Origin of the sequence: Frisingicoccus sp., assembly GCF_048388605.1 — a bacterium.
Lineage (GTDB): Bacteria > Bacillota > Clostridia > Lachnospirales > Lachnospiraceae > Frisingicoccus.
On record NZ_DBGCTU010000025.1, the window covers coordinates 91,935 to 107,590 of the forward strand.

The 15,656-nt window shown below is 43.5% G+C and carries 15 protein-coding genes and 1 tRNA gene; 15 read left to right on the plus strand and 1 reads right to left on the minus strand.

The features are described from left to right. The 7 genes from ACMN7X_RS05685 to ACMN7X_RS05715 all read left to right on the plus strand — a co-directional run bounded on the left by ACMN7X_RS05685 (position 1) and on the right by ACMN7X_RS05715 (position 6,193). Positions 1 to 285 carry a ferredoxin family protein gene (locus ACMN7X_RS05685; protein WP_178042694.1) on the plus strand — a complete coding sequence of 95 codons (285 nt, stop codon included), beginning with the start codon at positions 1 to 3 and terminating at the stop codon, positions 283 to 285. Positions 286 to 358: 73 nt separating this feature from the next. Continuing rightward, complete coding sequence (locus ACMN7X_RS05690; RefSeq protein ID WP_418746518.1) at positions 359 to 1,567, plus strand: ArsA family ATPase; 1,209 nt, start codon at positions 359 to 361, stop codon at positions 1,565 to 1,567. Then, positions 1,564 to 2,730: an ArsA family ATPase gene (locus tag ACMN7X_RS05695; RefSeq protein WP_418746519.1), complete on the plus strand. Its 1,167-nt coding sequence runs from the start codon at positions 1,564 to 1,566 to the stop codon at positions 2,728 to 2,730. The genes ACMN7X_RS05690 and ACMN7X_RS05695 overlap by 4 nt, the downstream gene beginning before the upstream one ends. 18 nt (positions 2,731 to 2,748) lie before the next feature. Beyond that, positions 2,749 to 3,951: a class I SAM-dependent methyltransferase gene (locus ACMN7X_RS05700; protein WP_418746520.1), complete on the plus strand. Its 1,203-nt coding sequence runs from the start codon at positions 2,749 to 2,751 to the stop codon at positions 3,949 to 3,951. A 21-nt stretch (positions 3,952 to 3,972) separates the two neighbouring features. Next, entirely contained in the window at positions 3,973 to 5,085 is a 1,113-nt protein-coding gene (locus ACMN7X_RS05705) for a DUF362 domain-containing protein (protein ID WP_418746521.1), read from the plus strand. A gap of 4 nt (positions 5,086 to 5,089) precedes the next feature. Next, entirely contained in the window at positions 5,090 to 5,785 is a 696-nt protein-coding gene (locus ACMN7X_RS05710) for a DUF4272 domain-containing protein (RefSeq protein ID WP_418746522.1), read from the plus strand. A gap of 334 nt (positions 5,786 to 6,119) precedes the next feature. Then, a tRNA-Pro gene (locus ACMN7X_RS05715) sits at positions 6,120 to 6,193 on the plus strand. Positions 6,194 to 6,271: 78 nt separating this feature from the next. Here the strand turns inward: ACMN7X_RS05715 and ACMN7X_RS05720 are convergent. Then, positions 6,272 to 6,991 (minus strand): hypothetical protein, encoded by a 720-nt coding sequence (locus ACMN7X_RS05720; protein WP_418746523.1) that lies wholly within the window; start codon positions 6,989 to 6,991, stop codon positions 6,272 to 6,274. 328 nt (positions 6,992 to 7,319) lie between these two features. On the opposite strand from ACMN7X_RS05720, the gene ACMN7X_RS05725 reads away from it, so the two are divergent. From ACMN7X_RS05725 to glf, 8 genes are all read left to right on the plus strand, one after another. Continuing rightward, entirely contained in the window at positions 7,320 to 8,480 is a 1,161-nt protein-coding gene (locus ACMN7X_RS05725; RefSeq protein ID WP_418746524.1) for a PD-(D/E)XK nuclease family transposase, read from the plus strand. 191 nt (positions 8,481 to 8,671) lie between these two features. Next, a complete protein-coding gene (locus ACMN7X_RS05730) occupies positions 8,672 to 9,727 on the plus strand; it encodes a glycosyltransferase family 2 protein (protein WP_418746525.1) in 1,056 nt (351 codons plus the stop codon). A 55-nt stretch (positions 9,728 to 9,782) separates the two neighbouring features. Next, a complete protein-coding gene (locus ACMN7X_RS05735; RefSeq protein ID WP_418746526.1) occupies positions 9,783 to 10,787 on the plus strand; it encodes a glycosyltransferase family 2 protein in 1,005 nt (334 codons plus the stop codon). A gap of 23 nt (positions 10,788 to 10,810) precedes the next feature. Continuing rightward, positions 10,811 to 11,599 carry an ABC transporter permease gene (locus ACMN7X_RS05740; RefSeq protein ID WP_418746527.1) on the plus strand — a complete coding sequence of 263 codons (789 nt, stop codon included), beginning with the start codon at positions 10,811 to 10,813 and terminating at the stop codon, positions 11,597 to 11,599. Positions 11,600 to 11,610: 11 nt separating this feature from the next. Then, positions 11,611 to 12,351 carry an ABC transporter ATP-binding protein gene (locus tag ACMN7X_RS05745; protein ID WP_418746528.1) on the plus strand — a complete coding sequence of 247 codons (741 nt, stop codon included), beginning with the start codon at positions 11,611 to 11,613 and terminating at the stop codon, positions 12,349 to 12,351. Between the two features lie 11 nt (positions 12,352 to 12,362). Next, positions 12,363 to 13,562 carry a glycosyltransferase gene (locus ACMN7X_RS05750; protein ID WP_418746529.1) on the plus strand — a complete coding sequence of 400 codons (1,200 nt, stop codon included), beginning with the start codon at positions 12,363 to 12,365 and terminating at the stop codon, positions 13,560 to 13,562. Beyond that, positions 13,535 to 14,479, plus strand: coding sequence for a glycosyltransferase family 2 protein (locus tag ACMN7X_RS05755; RefSeq protein WP_418746530.1), 945 nt, complete (start codon positions 13,535 to 13,537; stop codon positions 14,477 to 14,479). Before ACMN7X_RS05750 ends, ACMN7X_RS05755 begins: the two co-directional genes overlap by 28 nt. Positions 14,480 to 14,513: 34 nt before the next feature. Then, positions 14,514 to 15,611 carry a UDP-galactopyranose mutase gene (gene glf / locus ACMN7X_RS05760; RefSeq protein WP_418746531.1) on the plus strand — a complete coding sequence of 366 codons (1,098 nt, stop codon included), beginning with the start codon at positions 14,514 to 14,516 and terminating at the stop codon, positions 15,609 to 15,611. Positions 15,612 to 15,656 lie beyond the last annotated feature (45 nt).

A 15,656-nucleotide genomic window follows, 5' to 3' on the forward strand; every position in this document is an offset into this window, starting at 1 on the left:
ATGAAGAAATTGAGTGTTGAAGCAAAATTAGGCCTTGACGTATTCCATACTGATGAAGAGAACTCTCATATCGATGTTGACCTTGAGTGCAAGGACGAGGAAGAAATAAGAAAACTTGTTTTGGCCTGCCCGGCAGAATGCTATAAGTACATTGATGGAAAGTTCAGCTTCTCATATCTTGGATGCCTTGAGTGCGGAACCTGCAGGGTTCTTTCCCATGACAAGATTGTTAAGAGTTGGAAACATCCACACGGTGAGATTGGTGTATCTTTCAGACAGGGTTGATAGACCGTAATAGAATGAGTCACATCAGAGTCAGACTTTGGTGTGACTCTTTTACTACATTGGAGGAATGTAAATGGGCAGAATTATTATTTTTACCGGCAAGGGCGGTGTGGGGAAAACCAGTGTGGCGGCAGCACATGCTATAGCGTCTGCCGATGAAGGTAAACACACACTGCTTGTCAGTGCAGATATGGCACACAATCTTGGAGATATTTTTGAAACAGAAGTAGGTGGGCATGTCAAACAGGTAAAAGAGAACCTGTCCCTGTTGGAGCTTGATCCGGATATGCTTATGAAAGAGGAATTTCCCAATTTTAATAAAGCGATTGCCTCTTTGATGGGAAGCTCCGGGGCAGCCCTTGGAAATGTCGGGGATAATTTTATGATTCCCGGATTTGAGAACCTGTTTTCCCTGATGAAAATTAAGGATATTTATGAGAGCGGCGAATATGAAAGAATTTTTGTGGACTGTGCGCCGACAGGAGAGACGTTATCGCTTCTGAAGCTTCCGGAGCTGCTCACGTGGTATATGGAAAAGTTTTTCCCGGTTGGAAAGGTAATGGTGCGGGTATTGGCCCCGGTATCAAAGGTGAAATATAAAGTGACTCTTCCAACCCATAAAGCGATGAATGAAATTGAAGAAATGCATGGCCAGATGGTTTTATTGCAGGAACTTCTGAAAGATTCGGACATTTGCAGTGTCCGTTTAGTGTGTGTGCCGGAAAAGATGGTTGTGGAGGAGACAAAACGGAATTTTATGTATTTGAATCTGTATGACTATCAGGTGGACGGCGTTTTTATAAATCGGATCCTGCCGGAAGAAACGGGCAGCGATTTTATGAATCACTGGCGGGATATACAGAAAAAGTATATTGACGAACTCGAAAGAGTGTTTGCCGATGTGCCGGTGACAAAGATACCGTGGTATTCCAATGAGGTCCGCGGAAGAGAGGCTATCGCGCGGCTGGCCGGCGACGTATTGAAGCTGCCGAATGTTTTTGATATAAATGTGCGTAGAGAGAAAGAGACCTATGATGTCATTGACGGGGGCTATTGTCTGTCGATACGGCTTCCGGGAGCCGAGACGGATAAAGTAGCGGTCAATGTGCATGATATGGATGTAGATATAAAAGTAAATAATTATCATCGGTGTATTCCTCTTCCGAATACGCTGCGAGGCGCGCAGATTATGGATGTGCGCTTGACGGAGGACAGGCTTCAGATTGATCTGAGGCCGGCGGAGAGGACGGAGGAAGACGGAAAGGATGTGAAGCAGCCATGAGAATTCTTATCTATACCGGGAAAGGCGGTGTCGGAAAGACCAGTATTGCGGCTGCGACGGCTGTAAATTCTGCGCTTTCCGGGAAAAAAGTCCTTGTTATGAGTACGGATCAGGCCCATAGCCTGGCGGATTCGCTGGATATGAAGCTGGGATTTGAGCCGACGGCGGTTTTTGAAGGACTCTGGGCTTTGGAGATCGACCCGGTGGCGGAAAGTACGAAAGCCTGGGGAAATTTAAGAGATTATCTGAAACAGATTATTTCTCAAAAGGCCAACGGCGGTATTGAGACGGATGAGGTTTTATTATTTCCCGGCCTTGATGAATTGTTTTCACTGCTTAAGATCCTTGACGCCTATGAGAGCGGTGATTATGATGTGATCATCATTGACTGTGCGCCGACGGGAGAAACCTTATCTCTGCTCAGATATCCGGAGAGACTGAGTGTGCTGGCGGATAAACTACTGCCTTCGGTGAGGAGTATGAACAATGCTTTGGGCGGTTTTATTTCCCGGAAAACCCAGGTGCCGAAGCCGAGGGACCAGGTATTTGAGGAATTTGACAAGCTGGTCAAACGGCTGACCCAGCTGCAGAAAATTTTAAAGAACCGGGAACTGGCCAGTATGCGGATTGTGACAACTCCGGAGAGGATTGTCATGGATGAAGCCAGACGCAGTTATACATGGATCAATGAATATGATTTCGGTGTGGATGCCGTTTATGTGAATAAGATTTATCCGGAGGAGGCCATGCAGGGCTACTTTTCGGGCTGGACAGATATGCAGGCGAAAAGTCTGGAGATTGCGGAACAGAGTTTTGGCGACTGCCGGGTATTTAAACTGATGCTGCAGGAGGATGAACTGCGCGGAATTGATGTTCTGAAATCTGTCGGGGATAAACTTTATGCGGAAGCGGCCCCGGAAACCGTATTTTGCCGTGAGCAGGCATTTCGGATGGAAGATGAACAGGGGACAAGAATATTTATTATCAAACTTCCTTATGTATTTGAAAAAGAGATTCAGGTTTCTAAGGATGGAGAAGATTTGATTCTTGTTGTGCGTAATCAGACAAGGCGTTTTCATTTGCCGGATAAAGTGCGCCGGAGAAAAATGACAGGGTGGTCTTTTGAGGACGGCGAACTTCGTATTCGGTTTGATTATGATTAATATGGGAAGGTGTAAATTATGGAAGAGAAAAAAGATATTGGGCTCAGTTATCTGCGTCAATTGGAGATGAATCCTCCGAAGGAAAGTAAGGCGCTTTATTTTCAGTTCAGTGCGAAATATGGGGAAACGATCGGCCGGAAAATGCTCAGTGATATTTATCGTAAAATTCGTGAATATGAGCAAAATCCGAATTATCTTGCTGAATTTTATGAGATGAAAAATGAGCTGTTGGATAAAGCACTTCTCTTTAACGGAGGATATCAGGCGGACAATTACCGTCAGATGTGTAACTGGATTGTGGAAAACCATGATGTTTTTGGAAAGGAAATTCTGGATGCAGGCTGTGAGTGCGGAATTATGAGCTGTTTCCTTGGAATGGCATTTCCGGAATCACATATTACAGCGGTTGACCGCAGCCCGAATGCGATCAAGGCGGCAAAAGAGCTGGCGGCCAGACTGGATGTACACAATATAACGTTTATAAACGCGGATGTGACAAATCTTCCGGGGCAGAAATATGACACGGTATTTGCGATGCGGCTTCTTCAGGAGAACTGTGCCATTGACCATGTGATGTCCAGTTATAATCTGTTAAAGGCGGAGGCTGCCGAATTTGCGGAGAATATTCATCCGTTTGCGAAGAAACTGACGGCGCTTGTTGCCGAGGAGGGCTATCTTGTGTCGGCAGAACGGTGCGATGTGGACCCGGTATTTCTTGGATGGATGCAGAAGCTTAATGAGTTTGGGCTGGCCGGCGTGCCGGAATGTCATAAGGAGCTTGTCTGCAAGGAAATGGAAAATGAGGGCCGTATCCAGGTTTATGTGGCCCGCAACTGCGGTATGGAGGAAGCGGATGAGGTATATAGATTCTGGTGTGCCTGCCAGATCGTCCATACAGAGTTGACTCAACATTCTCAGTATACGGGCTGGTATGCGGACATGGAACTGCAGAACTTTTCAAAAGATTTATTGGATGGCTTTATTATCCAGGATACGGAGGGAAATAATCTGCTGACTTATTCTCTCTGGACACATAAGGAATTCCCGGATATTGTGCTGGTTTATCAGGCGATGGGAGACGAGCATATTCTTTCTCTCTTTCAGGCTTCAACAAAGGATGATATTATCCGTCAGATAGAGGCGATGAAAGATGAGTATGTGCAGGCCGGGACGGTAGCAAAGAAACTGGTATATGAAAACGGTTCGCTTTGCATTGCATAGAAGGAACAGAAGGGGACAAGCATGGACCGTAAAGACATATTTGTGATTCAGGGAAATCAGTATAAAGAAATGGCTGTGCGGGTTCTGGAGGCAGCCCGGGTGGCAGAGAATATTGGAGACCGCGGCCGATGCGTCGGCCTGAAGCCCAATCTTGTCGTGGCACGGGATGCCTCCGGCGGAGCGACAACCCACCCGGAGTTGGTGGACGGCGCATTGACCTATCTGAAAAATTACGGCTTTCATCAGTTGGTTGTATTGGAGGGCTCCTGGGTTGGAGACAGAACATCGGAGGCTGTAATAGCCAGCGGCATTGATGCCGTATGCAAAAAACATGGTGTACCCTTTATAGATACTCAGAAGGACCGTTTTCGGGAATGTAATGGGGCCGGAATGAAGTTAAAGGTTTGCGAACAGGCTTTGGCGGTGGATTATCTCATTAATATGCCGGTGCTGAAAGGGCATTGTCAGACAATCATTACCTGTGCACTGAAAAACAGTAAAGGCCTGATACCTGATTCGGAAAAACGGCGTTTCCACACGATGGGACTTCATAAGCCGATTGCCCATCTGAATACCATTATCCATCAGGATTTTGTACTGGTGGATAATATCTGCGGGGACCTGGATTTTGAGGAGGGCGGCAATCCGGTGGTGATGGACCGGGTGCTTGGCTTTAAAGACCCGGTGCTCTGCGACAGCTATGCGGCAGAGAGCATGGGCTACCGGCCGGAAGATATTGAATATATCCGTCTGGCAGCAGAACTTGGCGTGGGAAGTATGGATACAGCTTCGGCAAAAGTTATATCTCTCAATGCGGGGACTGATGGGCAAATGGGCAAGAAGCCGATAAAACCGGCAAAAAATACCCGGAGAGTTGCCGGACTTGCTGGGTATGCCAGCTCTGAGGACGCCTGTTCGGCCTGCTACGGCTCCTTGATTTATGCGTTAGACCGGCTGAATGAAGCAGGTCTCTTAAAATCAAAGGAGAAGGGTACCCTTGCGATCGGGCAGGGCTATCGCGGTAAAAGCGGGGACATCGGCATCGGTCAGTGCACCGCCTGTTTTGAGAAAAGTCTGGGCGGTTGTCCGCCAAAGGCCGTGGATATCGTTCAATTTTTAAAGGAAAACTGGTGAAGCTATGGGGATCTTTGATAAAATAAGAGGAAATAAAACAGTAACACCGGAAGAACGGAGAAAAAAGAATAACGAGTACATCAAAAAAAACGGGATTGCCTGTTTAGAGAGTTTGCCGGTGATAGAATCTAGTGCTTCAGTGAAATTAAAAAGTATAGATGCTGTCTGCCGGAGGGCCATTGCCTGTCTGCTGTCTATCCAGCTTGCCTGTGATATTGAAGAGCAAAATGATTACGGCGAATCCAGAGAATTATTTTTGAATCTGTTGAAAAAATATCATGTTGAGAAGTTCCTGTTGGAAAAAGAAAAAAGATTATTTGAAGATAAGTACAGTTCCCAGGACGTCATTGATGTTGCCTGGACTTATGAAGCTTATTGGGCGTTGATCTGGATATTGGGAGTAATCGATGATATAAAAATGCCGGATACTATTTGCGATTGTCGGAAGGCCATTACCATTGTTGGCGATTGCAAAGACTATGAGGATTTTAAAAGCCAATGCAAAATCCGAGATGTTGAAGAGATATTGGATATTCTGGATTTATATTATCGGTATCATTGGGCATGCGTTGAAAAGCGCGTGCGGCCGGATACCAATATCGGCCCCCTTAATCCGGATGTGGTGGTGGAGAGAAGAAAAGGGCTTGAGTGGGTGATGTCAGATATCGAAGAGTGGGATGAAATCCCACTGGATACATAATGTATACCTTATCGCGCGAAGCGCGCCCATGCGAAGCATCTGACATACGGGATGCCCGAATGGGTATGAAATGCCAAGAGCGACTTCCTTGCGGAGAGTCGCTCTTAAACAATCGTTCGTATTCTTATCATTAAAAGGGGGAGGGTCCATCTTTTATAGATGGAGTTATGAAAAAATCTATCAAAATTTCTTTTGATGACTATAGTATATCCATATCTTGTGAAAAATATGTGGGTAGGATGTGAACAAATTGTTAAATTAAAAAAATTTTTTGCTGTTTTTCAAAAAATATATTGATTTTTTTTCAAAAACGCGATAGAATAATAGGGCACATCGAAGCGTGGCTCAGTTTGGTAGAGCGCTGCGTTCGGGACGCAGAGGTCGCGTGTTCGAATCACGTCGCTTCGACGATGGAAAAGCACCGGAAAGTCTAAGGTTTAAGGCATCCGGTGCTTTTTGTTTTGTTCGATTTATCAATAGGCTTTATTATTTCACAATCGCATACAGTTCTTCCAGGGCAGCATCAATGGCTTCCATGTCCGGGTCTGTTTCAGTAATCCCATCCCGAACTTTCATGATATATTCTGAATATGCCCAGTCATAGTAGGTTCCGTAAATATCCTTAAAGGAATCCAGATCGGTGATTTCCTCCCCGTTTCCAGCTTTGCCTAAAATTATACTTCCCACATAATTTAGAAAAATTGCTTCTGTGTGTGCCGTGTTTTCAGATGCCGCTTTTGCAGCAATTTGGCAGATTTTATCCCAGCTTCCCTCCGGAACGGCCGCCAGAGATTCCCCATAGACACTAAGAAGAGTCATATTGTTTAGAACCATAGAGATGCTTTCAGTTTCTTCCCTTTTAAAGATTTCCTCATAAAAAGGATCGACACTTCCATTCATCGCATACCAAATTGCCTTTTTGGATAAAGCTGTTAATTCATCTGCATTTTCTGCCTGTTCTACATAGATAGCATACTGATTGATCATAGGCAGGGGAATCCGATCCAATTCTTCCTGCGGAATCTGTGTTTCCTGTATCGTGGCAGCTGTGGTTTCTGCCACAGAAGTTTCAGCCACTGTTGTGTTCTCTTCACTTTCCGTTGCTGCGGAAGTTTCTTCTGCCTTGCTGCCAGCGCCTGCCGGGCTGCAGGCGGACATTGAAAATACCAGCGTAAGTGCTAAAAAACATATCCAAGTTTTCCTCATTATCAATACCTCCATTTTTACAATCCTGGTCGTGGCCTTCGGCCAACCTGTTTTTTATAGTAAAAGAATACCCCCCCCCGAAAAATATTGTCAAGATAATTTAGCTGCGAAAACTGTCGATGGATGATGGTTGCGGTCATTCCCTGAGATATGATATTATATTTTTGCAGCAAGAATCTTATGTCCTTCCGGGCATCCCGTATGTCAGATGCGGCGCATGGGCGCACTACGTCAAGCTCCGCGCGATAAGGTATCTTTTATCAAATCCTGATGGTTTATTCAAATCAGTTATCCAAAACAAATCAAAAAGAAAAAGGAGGAAATGCCTATGGCACATAATTTAAAGGACTATTTTCCTGTGATTCGGACACGGGAGGAAGTTGAGAAATGCATTCGTGAGGACAAACATCTTCGAAAGACTTTTAATGAATGGGAGTTACGGGAACAGGAGGAATTTCTGGATATCTGCACCGGCGTTCATGGGGCAAAAATGCTTTATGATGGATTTTTTAAGGAAGTTATGAATCCGGAATATGCCCCTGAAAGATTGAGTGATTTTTTATCCCTTGTTCTTGAAAAACAGATTCGGGTGATGAAGGTACTGCCGAATGACTCCTCACGACTCACAGATGAAAGTTCGCTGTTGATCATGGATATTGTCGTTGAATTTGAAGACGGTGGTATTGCCAATATCGAGGTGCAGAAATTAGGCTATCTGTTCCCGGGACAGAGAAGTGCCTGCTATTCGGCAGACTTGCTTCTCCGGCAGTATAAGCGGTTAAGAAATGAAAAAAAGAAAAAATTCAGTTACCGGGATATTCAGACAGTATATACGATTGTGCTTTTCGAGAAAAGTCCAAAGGAATTTCAGGAAAAGCCGGGGCTCTATTACCACCGGGTAGAACATAAAGTCAATACAGGGGTTAAGCTTGATATACCTCAGAAATTTGTGTATTTATCTCTTGACATCTTCAAGAAAAAACAGCACAATGAAGGAGAAAAGATACATAATAAACTTGAGGCATGGCTGACATTTTTCAGCAGAGATGAACCGGATATGATATTAAAGTTGATTGAGCAGTATCCGGAATTCAGGCCGCTGTATGAGGATGTTTATGAACTGTGCCGGAATGTGGAGGAAGTGATGCAGGTGTTTTCAAAAGAATTGCTTGAAATGGACCGGAATACTGTAAAGCTTATGATTGATGAAATGGAGGAGGAGTTACAAGAGAAGAGAGAGATACTAAAGGAGCAGGATCAGAAGATAGAAGAGCAAGACCAGAAGATAGAAGAGCAAGACCAGAGGATAGGAGAGCAGGACCAGAGGATAGAAGAGCAGGACCGCAAGATGGAAGAGAAGAATCAGAAGATTGCAAAGCAGGAGCAGCAAATGTTAAAGTTGAATGCTGAATTAAAACAGTCAAAAAGTGAGATGGCCGGGTTAATGCAGCGGATTGCAGAATTGGAAAAAATACTAATGGAGAAATAGAACAATGAAATACGGAAGATAAGAGGGCTATCTGGCAGATATAAGGCAGATGGCCCTTAATTTATTTATTGAGGCCTTTAAATCAAGATGCCTGCATAATTCGGTTTGACTTGATGAAATAATACAAGTATAATGAATGAAAATATATCCATTTTTTGGAGATGGATTGTCGGAAGAGCGGAGGTACAGATATGGAAGGTGCGAATTTACCCTTTGTTTCAGTGGTAATTCCGGTGCGGAATGAGCATAAATATATACGGGCCTGTTTGGATTCTGTATTGTGTCAGGATTATCCGAGGGACAGACATGAGGTGCTGTTGGCCGTGGGACCGTCGGAGGATGACACGGAGGAGATTATTCGGGAATATGAGGAGAGGTACGAGCATATTCATATGCTGTTGAACCTAAAAGGTACGATTTCCTGCGGCTTAAATATTGGTATTAAAGCGGCTAAGGGAGAGTATATTGTGCGTATGGATGCCCACTCGGAATTTGCTGAAAATTATATTTCAAAGTGCGTTGAATATCTTTTAAAAACCGGTGTCGAAAATGTCGGAGGGCCAATGGTAGCCAGGGGAAAGATACCATTTCAGAAGGCGGTGGCTCTTGCCTATCATTCTCCTTTTGCACTGGGAGGGGGAAAACAGCATATCAAAGGCTATGAGGGCTATAGTGATACAGTTTTTCTGGGGGCTTTCAGGAAAAGTACAGCGGAAAAAGTGGGCTTGTTTGATGAGAAACTCATTTTAAATGAGGATGATGATTTTAATTTCAGAATTAGTGAGATTGGCGGAAAAATTTTTATAACCAGTGAGATTCGCAGCATTTATTATCCCAGAGATACCTATATGGGATTGATCAAACAGTATTTTGGGTATGGCCTTTGGAAGGTGGCGGTTATAAAGAAACATCGCAGGCCGGCAAGGTTATCCCATCTCGTTCCTATGATGTTTGTTTTATTTCTAATGTTTGGCGGCTTGCTCAGCTGTTTTAATAAGGGTATTCGGAAATATTATGCCGGTGTGCTTGGGCTTTATACAGCGTTGGATGCGGGTGCTTCCTTTAAATTGGAGGTGGAAGATAATCCGGATAGCCTGATGCTCCGGCTCCGGTTGATGCTGATTCATTTTTTACTGCATGTTTCTTATGGCTGCGGTTTTATCGTCGGCATATTGCGATTCAGACATTATCCGGAAGCGGCGCAGAAGGCCTGCAGGCGGGGACAATCCGTTGACAAACCGGTATAAAAGCTATAGAATAAAATGATATGAAAGATAGAAAATTCAGGAAAGAGAACCCATTATGAGTGAAAAAATATTAACAGTTGTTGTGCCAAGTTATAATGTGGAAGCCTATCTGGAAGAAACGCTGAGTTCCTTTATTCATCCGGATATTATGGATGATTTGGAGGTGCTTATTGTTAATGACGGCTCCTCAGACAGAACAGTGGAAATTGGCGAACGCTATGAAATGGAGTATCCGCAGACCTTTCGCCTCATTACCAAAGAGAACGGCGGCCATGGTTCCACGATTAACCGGGGGATTAAAGAGGCGTCCGGAAAGTATTTTAAAGTAGTTGACGGTGATGACTGGGTGGATACGGAAAATTTTCGACGTTTGATTAAAATGTTGAAGCGGCTGGATGTGGATGTCGTTGGAAGTAATTATACGAAGGTTGATGATGCGAGCCGAGAGCCGGCGAAGCTTCAGGAGTATCCATTTGAGAAGGTGGAATACGGAAGAATTTATCGTTTGGAGGATGTAGTTGGAAAGGTGACCGTGCCGATGCATGCCATGACTATAAAAACCGATATCCTTCGAAATATGCGGGTAAAAATTGATGAGCACATGTTTTATGTGGATATGGAGTATATTACATTTCCGATTCCTTATGTAGATACCCTGATCTTCCTTGAACCTTCGGTATATCGGTATCGTTTGGGACTGCCGAATCAAAGCATGTCGATTAAAAAGATGCAGGCCAACCTGAAAAATCATCTTCATGTACTGCTCAGGCTGGAACGTTATGCGGAACATATGGATGGCCGCTTGAGTGATGCGCAGCGGCAGTATATCAATGAGATTATCGGCTGGATGATCGGAAGCCAGATGAAGATCTATATCAGTTTTCCGTTGGGCAGCGGTAAACGAAAAGAAGCGATGGCGTTAGATGCCTTTATGAAAAGGCGGAATTCCGGCGCCTATTACAGCGTGAAAAATAAAGCGGTGTGGTTCCTGCGGTATACGGGATTTTTAACTTTTCCGGCCGCCGTGCTGGCATTTAAACATCGCAGAAATTCTTATTAAAATACGTGTAAGGAGATTCCTATATGAATCTGATGATAGAACGTTTTGGAACACTTTTTCGCTATAAAGATTTATTGCGGGAACTGGTTGTCCGGGATCTGAAATTAAAATACCGGCGGAGCTTTCTCGGTTATCTGTGGAGTATTTTAAATCCATTGCTGATCATGCTTGTCATGGTGGCGGTATTTTCTCATATGTTCCGGGCAGGAATTGAAAATTTCCCCGTATATTTGTTATCCGGACAGGCTGTATTTGATTTTATTCGGAATTCAACAACCATGGCTATGTATTCGGTATTGGATAATGGGGCTTTGATTAAAAAGATTTATGTTCCGAAATATATTTTTACATTATCTAAAATAACAAGTACGATGGTGGATTTTGTATTTTCTCTGGGAGCACTGGTACTCGTTATGATTGTGACGCGCTCCGCGTTTACGCCATATCTGCTGGCGACGCCGATTTTGGTCATTCAGGTATACATTTTTGCCTGCGGTATGGGATTTTTTCTCTCCGCTGCTAATGTATTTTTCAGAGATATCCAGTATATTTATGGAGCATTTCTGGTGGCATGGCAGTATATTACGCCGCTGTTTTATCCGCTTGATCTACTTCCGCAGTGGCTTCAGACAATCGTTGTGTGGGTGAATCCGGCATGGTATTATGTGGAACACTTCAGGGATTTGGTTCTTTACGGATGTTTTCCGACGATGCGTGTATTTGTGGGCGGCTGGATTTGGGCCTTTATCATGTTGGCTTTAGGCCTATTTGTATTTAAAAAGACTCAGGATAAATTTATCTTATATTTATAGGAGCGCAGAAGATGGAAGAAGATTATATAGTTGATATAGAAAATTTGACAATCCGATTTAATCTGGCATCGGAAAAAATCAGTGATTTAAAAGAATATTTTATCAAGCTTGTCCGTCGGCAGCTGATGTTTCAGGAATTTCTGGCTCTTCAGGATATTAATCTGAAAGTAAAACGCGGGGAATCCTGGGGGCTGATCGGCGTCAACGGTTCGGGGAAATCCACGCTGCTGAAGTCCACCTGTGGTATATTAAAACCTTATAAGGGAAGTATACGGATTAACGGGAGCATAGCGCCGCTGATTGAACTTGGCGCCGGCTTTGATTATAATATGACAGCCCGGGAAAATATATTTTTAAATGGTACGGTTCTCGGACATTCCCGGAAATTTATGCAGGAGCATTTTGACGAAATTGTTGATTTTGCGGAACTGCATCAGTTTTTGGACGTGCCGATTAAAAATTTTTCTTCCGGTATGCAGGCTCGTTTGGGATTTGCCATTGCGACGATGGTCCGGCCGGATATCCTGGTGGTTGATGAAATTTTATCCGTTGGGGATTATCAGTTTCAGCAGAAATGTTATGGACGTATGCGGGAAATGCTGGAGGGCGGAACGACGCTGCTCTATGTTTCCCATGATATTCATTCGGTTCGGGAGCTGTGTGACCACGCAATTTGGCTTGAAAAGGGGCGAGTGCGCAGGAGTGGTTTAGTCAATGAGGTCTGCGATGAATATATGCAGGTGAACAGATAGGAGGAAAAACAATGGGAAGACCAAAGGTATCGGTGGTTGTGCCGATTTATAATGTTGAAAAATATTTGCGTCAATGTTTGGACAGCGTTGTTAATCAGACATTGAAGGATATTGAAATTATATGTGTAGATGATGGTTCCACAGATTCATCACCGGCAATTATTCAGGAATATATTGAAAAAGACAGCCGGGTGAAAGTGATCACGAAACCGAACAGCGGCTATGGCAATTCCATGAACCGGGGATTTGATATGGCTGAGGGAGAATACGTCGGCATTGTTGAATCCGATGACTATGCAGAGCCGGATATGTTTGAAAAGTTATACGAGATTGCCCACAAAAATAATCTGGATGTGGTAAAATCCAGTTACTATTTTTACTATTCGATTCCTAAGGAACGCAATGAAAAAGTTGAAATTGTTTCTAAGGCCAGAGAGGGCGTGACCTTCTGTCCGGCGACGGATTTTAAAGCCCCGATGGAGATGGTGGAATTCTTCAATTTGAAGCCGACCATCTGGTCCTCCATTTATCGAAGAGAATTTATTCGTGAAAACAATATCCGATTCAATGAAACCCCGGGAGCTTCTTATCAGGATGCCAGTTTTAATTTTAAGGTGATGGCTTTGGCTAAGCGGGTACAGCTGATTCGCGATGCTTTTCTTCATTATCGCCAGGACAATGAAAACTCATCTGTAAATTCATCAGGAAAAGTATTTTGCGTTTGTGATGAATATGCGGAAATGCAGCGCTTTTTGGATACTAATCCGGTGAATAGAGGAAGGTTGGAATTTGTCTGCAAGCGTATTAAATATGACAGTTATATGTGGAATTATGAAAGGCTGGCGCCAAAGTACAGATATATTTTTATTGAGCGGGCGTCCATGGAATTTAGGGATGATTTTGAGAAGGGTGCGATGAATCCGAAATATTTTGAGGATTACAAATGGAAAGATGTGAAGCTGTTAGTAGATGACCCGGCAGTATATTATACCCGGAAAGCTTTGAATCAGCCGGGCTATACATCAAAAGCCGTTCGTACGATACAGAATTCCTATTCCTATAAAATCGGAAGATTAATTACATTTTTACCAAGAAAATGTCTCGGTGGGATTCAAAGTATAAAGGATGACGGAATCAGATATACATTTAAGCTTGGATGTAAGAAGATTGCGGGGGGATTAGAATGGTTAAAAGACCAAAAATCTCGGTAATTATACCAATATATAATGTGGAAGACTATTTGAATCGATGCCTGGAAAGCGTGGTAAATCAGACACTGTTTGATATAGAGATTATTGGGGTGAATGATGGCACCAAGGATGATTCAGTGGCTATTATTCGGAAATATATGGTGTTGGACAAAAGAATCCAACTGGTTGAAAAAGAGAATGGCGGTTTATCCTCAGCGAGAAATGCCGGGCTTGAAGTGGCAACGGGTGAATTAATTTTGTTTTTGGATTCGGATGATTATCTGGCGTTGAATGCTTGTGAGAGAATATATGAAGAATATCTGAATTATGGTGCAGATATTATTGTTTTTGGTTCAACGCCTTTTCCTGAGATTCCGGAGCCGGATGCCTGGATTGCCTGGAACCTGGCTTGTCGGGATGTTTATTATCCGAAATTTCATCCGGATGCATTGTTTAAGGAACCGGCCGGCAATCCTTTTGCGTGGGACAGGGCCTTTTCCAGAGAATTTCTTATGAAAAATCATTTAAGATTTTCGGAAGAAGTGCTGTTTGGTGAGGATTTAGTTTTCATTTTTCAGGCGGCACCGCTGGCAAAGGGAATTCAGTTTATCAGTGATAAACTTCATTATTATCAGTGCTTCAGACAGGGGTCATTGATGAACAAGTACAGCGAGGTAAATGAACGAAAATTGAGTCAGCATGTTCGGAATATGCGGATAATTACCGATTTTTGGTACAAAAAAGGTTTCCTCAGGAAATGGGGCAAAGAATATACGGCGTGGTTTATCCGCTTTATCGGATCGGATCTGATTGTGGACCGGCCTGCCAACAGCCGTCGGTTGATCCATGATGTTAAAGAAATTATGGATGACTATCACATGAAATATGGGCGGCTGAAACTGAAGGGCATTGAAGCTTTTTGTAAAATATTTGCTTAATTGAAATCGAAAAAGATAAGATGGAGGTACGGGTGTGAAATACGATTATTTAGTGGTAGGAGCGGGGTTATTCGGTTCAGTATTTGCTTATGAGGCAAAAAAGCGGGGGAAAACATGTTTCGTGATCGATAAACGGCCTCACATCGGCGGCAATGTTTATTGCGAAGAGATTGAGGGAATCAACGTTCACAAATATGGCGCGCATATTTTCCATACATCCAACAAAGCAACATGGGAATATATTAACCAATTTGCTGAATTTAATAATTATATTAATTCGCCGGTGGCTGTGTATAAAGACGAATTATATAATCTGCCGTTTAATATGAATACCTTCAGCAAGATGTGGAATATTCGCACGCCGCAGGAGGCGAAGGATATTATTGCGAAACAGATTGAGGAACTTCATATTGAGGAGCCGAAGAATCTGGAGGAACAGGCATTGTCTCTGGCAGGCCGTGATGTGTATGAGAAGCTGGTAAAGGGTTATACGGAAAAACAGTGGGGACGCGACTGCACAGAACTTCCGGCCTTTATCATTAAGCGGCTGCCTCTTCGCTTTACGTATGATAATAACTATTTTAATGACCGTTTTCAGGGAATTCCGATGGGCGGTTACACGAAAATCATCGAAAAGATGCTGGAAGGCGTTGAGGTTCGGACAAATACAGATTACTTTGAGTTTATCAGAGAAAATCCGGACATTGCGGAGAAGACATTGTTTACAGGCATGATTGATGAGTTTTTCGGTTATAAACTGGGCGCGCTGGAATACCGCTCGGTTCGTTTTGAGACAGAGGTTCTTGACTGTGATAATTATCAGGGAAATGCGGTTGTAAATTATACGGCAAGGGAAGTGCCTTATACACGGATTATCGAACACAAACATTTTGAGTTTGGCAAACAGGAAAAAACGGTGATTTCCAGAGAGTATTCTTCCGAGTGGAAGGTAGGCATGGAGCCGTATTATCCGGTAAACAACGATGCAAATAATGCGTTGTTTGGGGAGTATAAAAAATTAGCAGAAAAGGAGGATAGGGTTATATTTGGCGGCCGTCTCGGCAATTATCAGTATTATGATATGGATAAGGTGATTGAGGCAGCGCTTGAATTGGTTTCAAAGGAATTATAAGTCCGTATAGGAGGGGACGGACGAAGGGTTGTGTTATATACAAAG

Bases quoted from the DNA above. Each gene is read 5' to 3' on its own strand.
- ACMN7X_RS05750 (WP_418746529.1), top strand. From the start codon at position 12,363: ATGGGAAGACCAAAGGTATCGGTGGTTGTGCCGATTTATAATGTTGAA.
- ACMN7X_RS05735 (WP_418746526.1), top strand. From the start codon at position 9,783: ATGAGTGAAAAAATATTAACAGTTGTTGTGCCAAGTTATAATGTGGAA.
- ACMN7X_RS05700 (WP_418746520.1), top strand. From the start codon at position 2,749: ATGGAAGAGAAAAAAGATATTGGGCTCAGTTATCTGCGTCAATTGGAG.
- ACMN7X_RS05690 (WP_418746518.1), top strand. From the start codon at position 359: ATGGGCAGAATTATTATTTTTACCGGCAAGGGCGGTGTGGGGAAAACC.
- ACMN7X_RS05745 (WP_418746528.1), top strand. From the start codon at position 11,611: ATGGAAGAAGATTATATAGTTGATATAGAAAATTTGACAATCCGATTT.
- ACMN7X_RS05740 (WP_418746527.1), top strand. From the start codon at position 10,811: ATGAATCTGATGATAGAACGTTTTGGAACACTTTTTCGCTATAAAGAT.
- ACMN7X_RS05720 (WP_418746523.1), bottom strand. From the start codon at position 6,991: ATGAGGAAAACTTGGATATGTTTTTTAGCACTTACGCTGGTATTTTCA.
- ACMN7X_RS05705 (WP_418746521.1), top strand. From the start codon at position 3,973: ATGGACCGTAAAGACATATTTGTGATTCAGGGAAATCAGTATAAAGAA.
- ACMN7X_RS05710 (WP_418746522.1), top strand. From the start codon at position 5,090: ATGGGGATCTTTGATAAAATAAGAGGAAATAAAACAGTAACACCGGAA.
- ACMN7X_RS05695 (WP_418746519.1), top strand. From the start codon at position 1,564: ATGAGAATTCTTATCTATACCGGGAAAGGCGGTGTCGGAAAGACCAGT.
- ACMN7X_RS05685 (WP_178042694.1), top strand. From the start codon at position 1: ATGAAGAAATTGAGTGTTGAAGCAAAATTAGGCCTTGACGTATTCCAT.
- ACMN7X_RS05730 (WP_418746525.1), top strand. From the start codon at position 8,672: ATGGAAGGTGCGAATTTACCCTTTGTTTCAGTGGTAATTCCGGTGCGG.
- ACMN7X_RS05755 (WP_418746530.1), top strand. From the start codon at position 13,535: ATGGTTAAAAGACCAAAAATCTCGGTAATTATACCAATATATAATGTG.
- ACMN7X_RS05725 (WP_418746524.1), top strand. From the start codon at position 7,320: ATGGCACATAATTTAAAGGACTATTTTCCTGTGATTCGGACACGGGAG.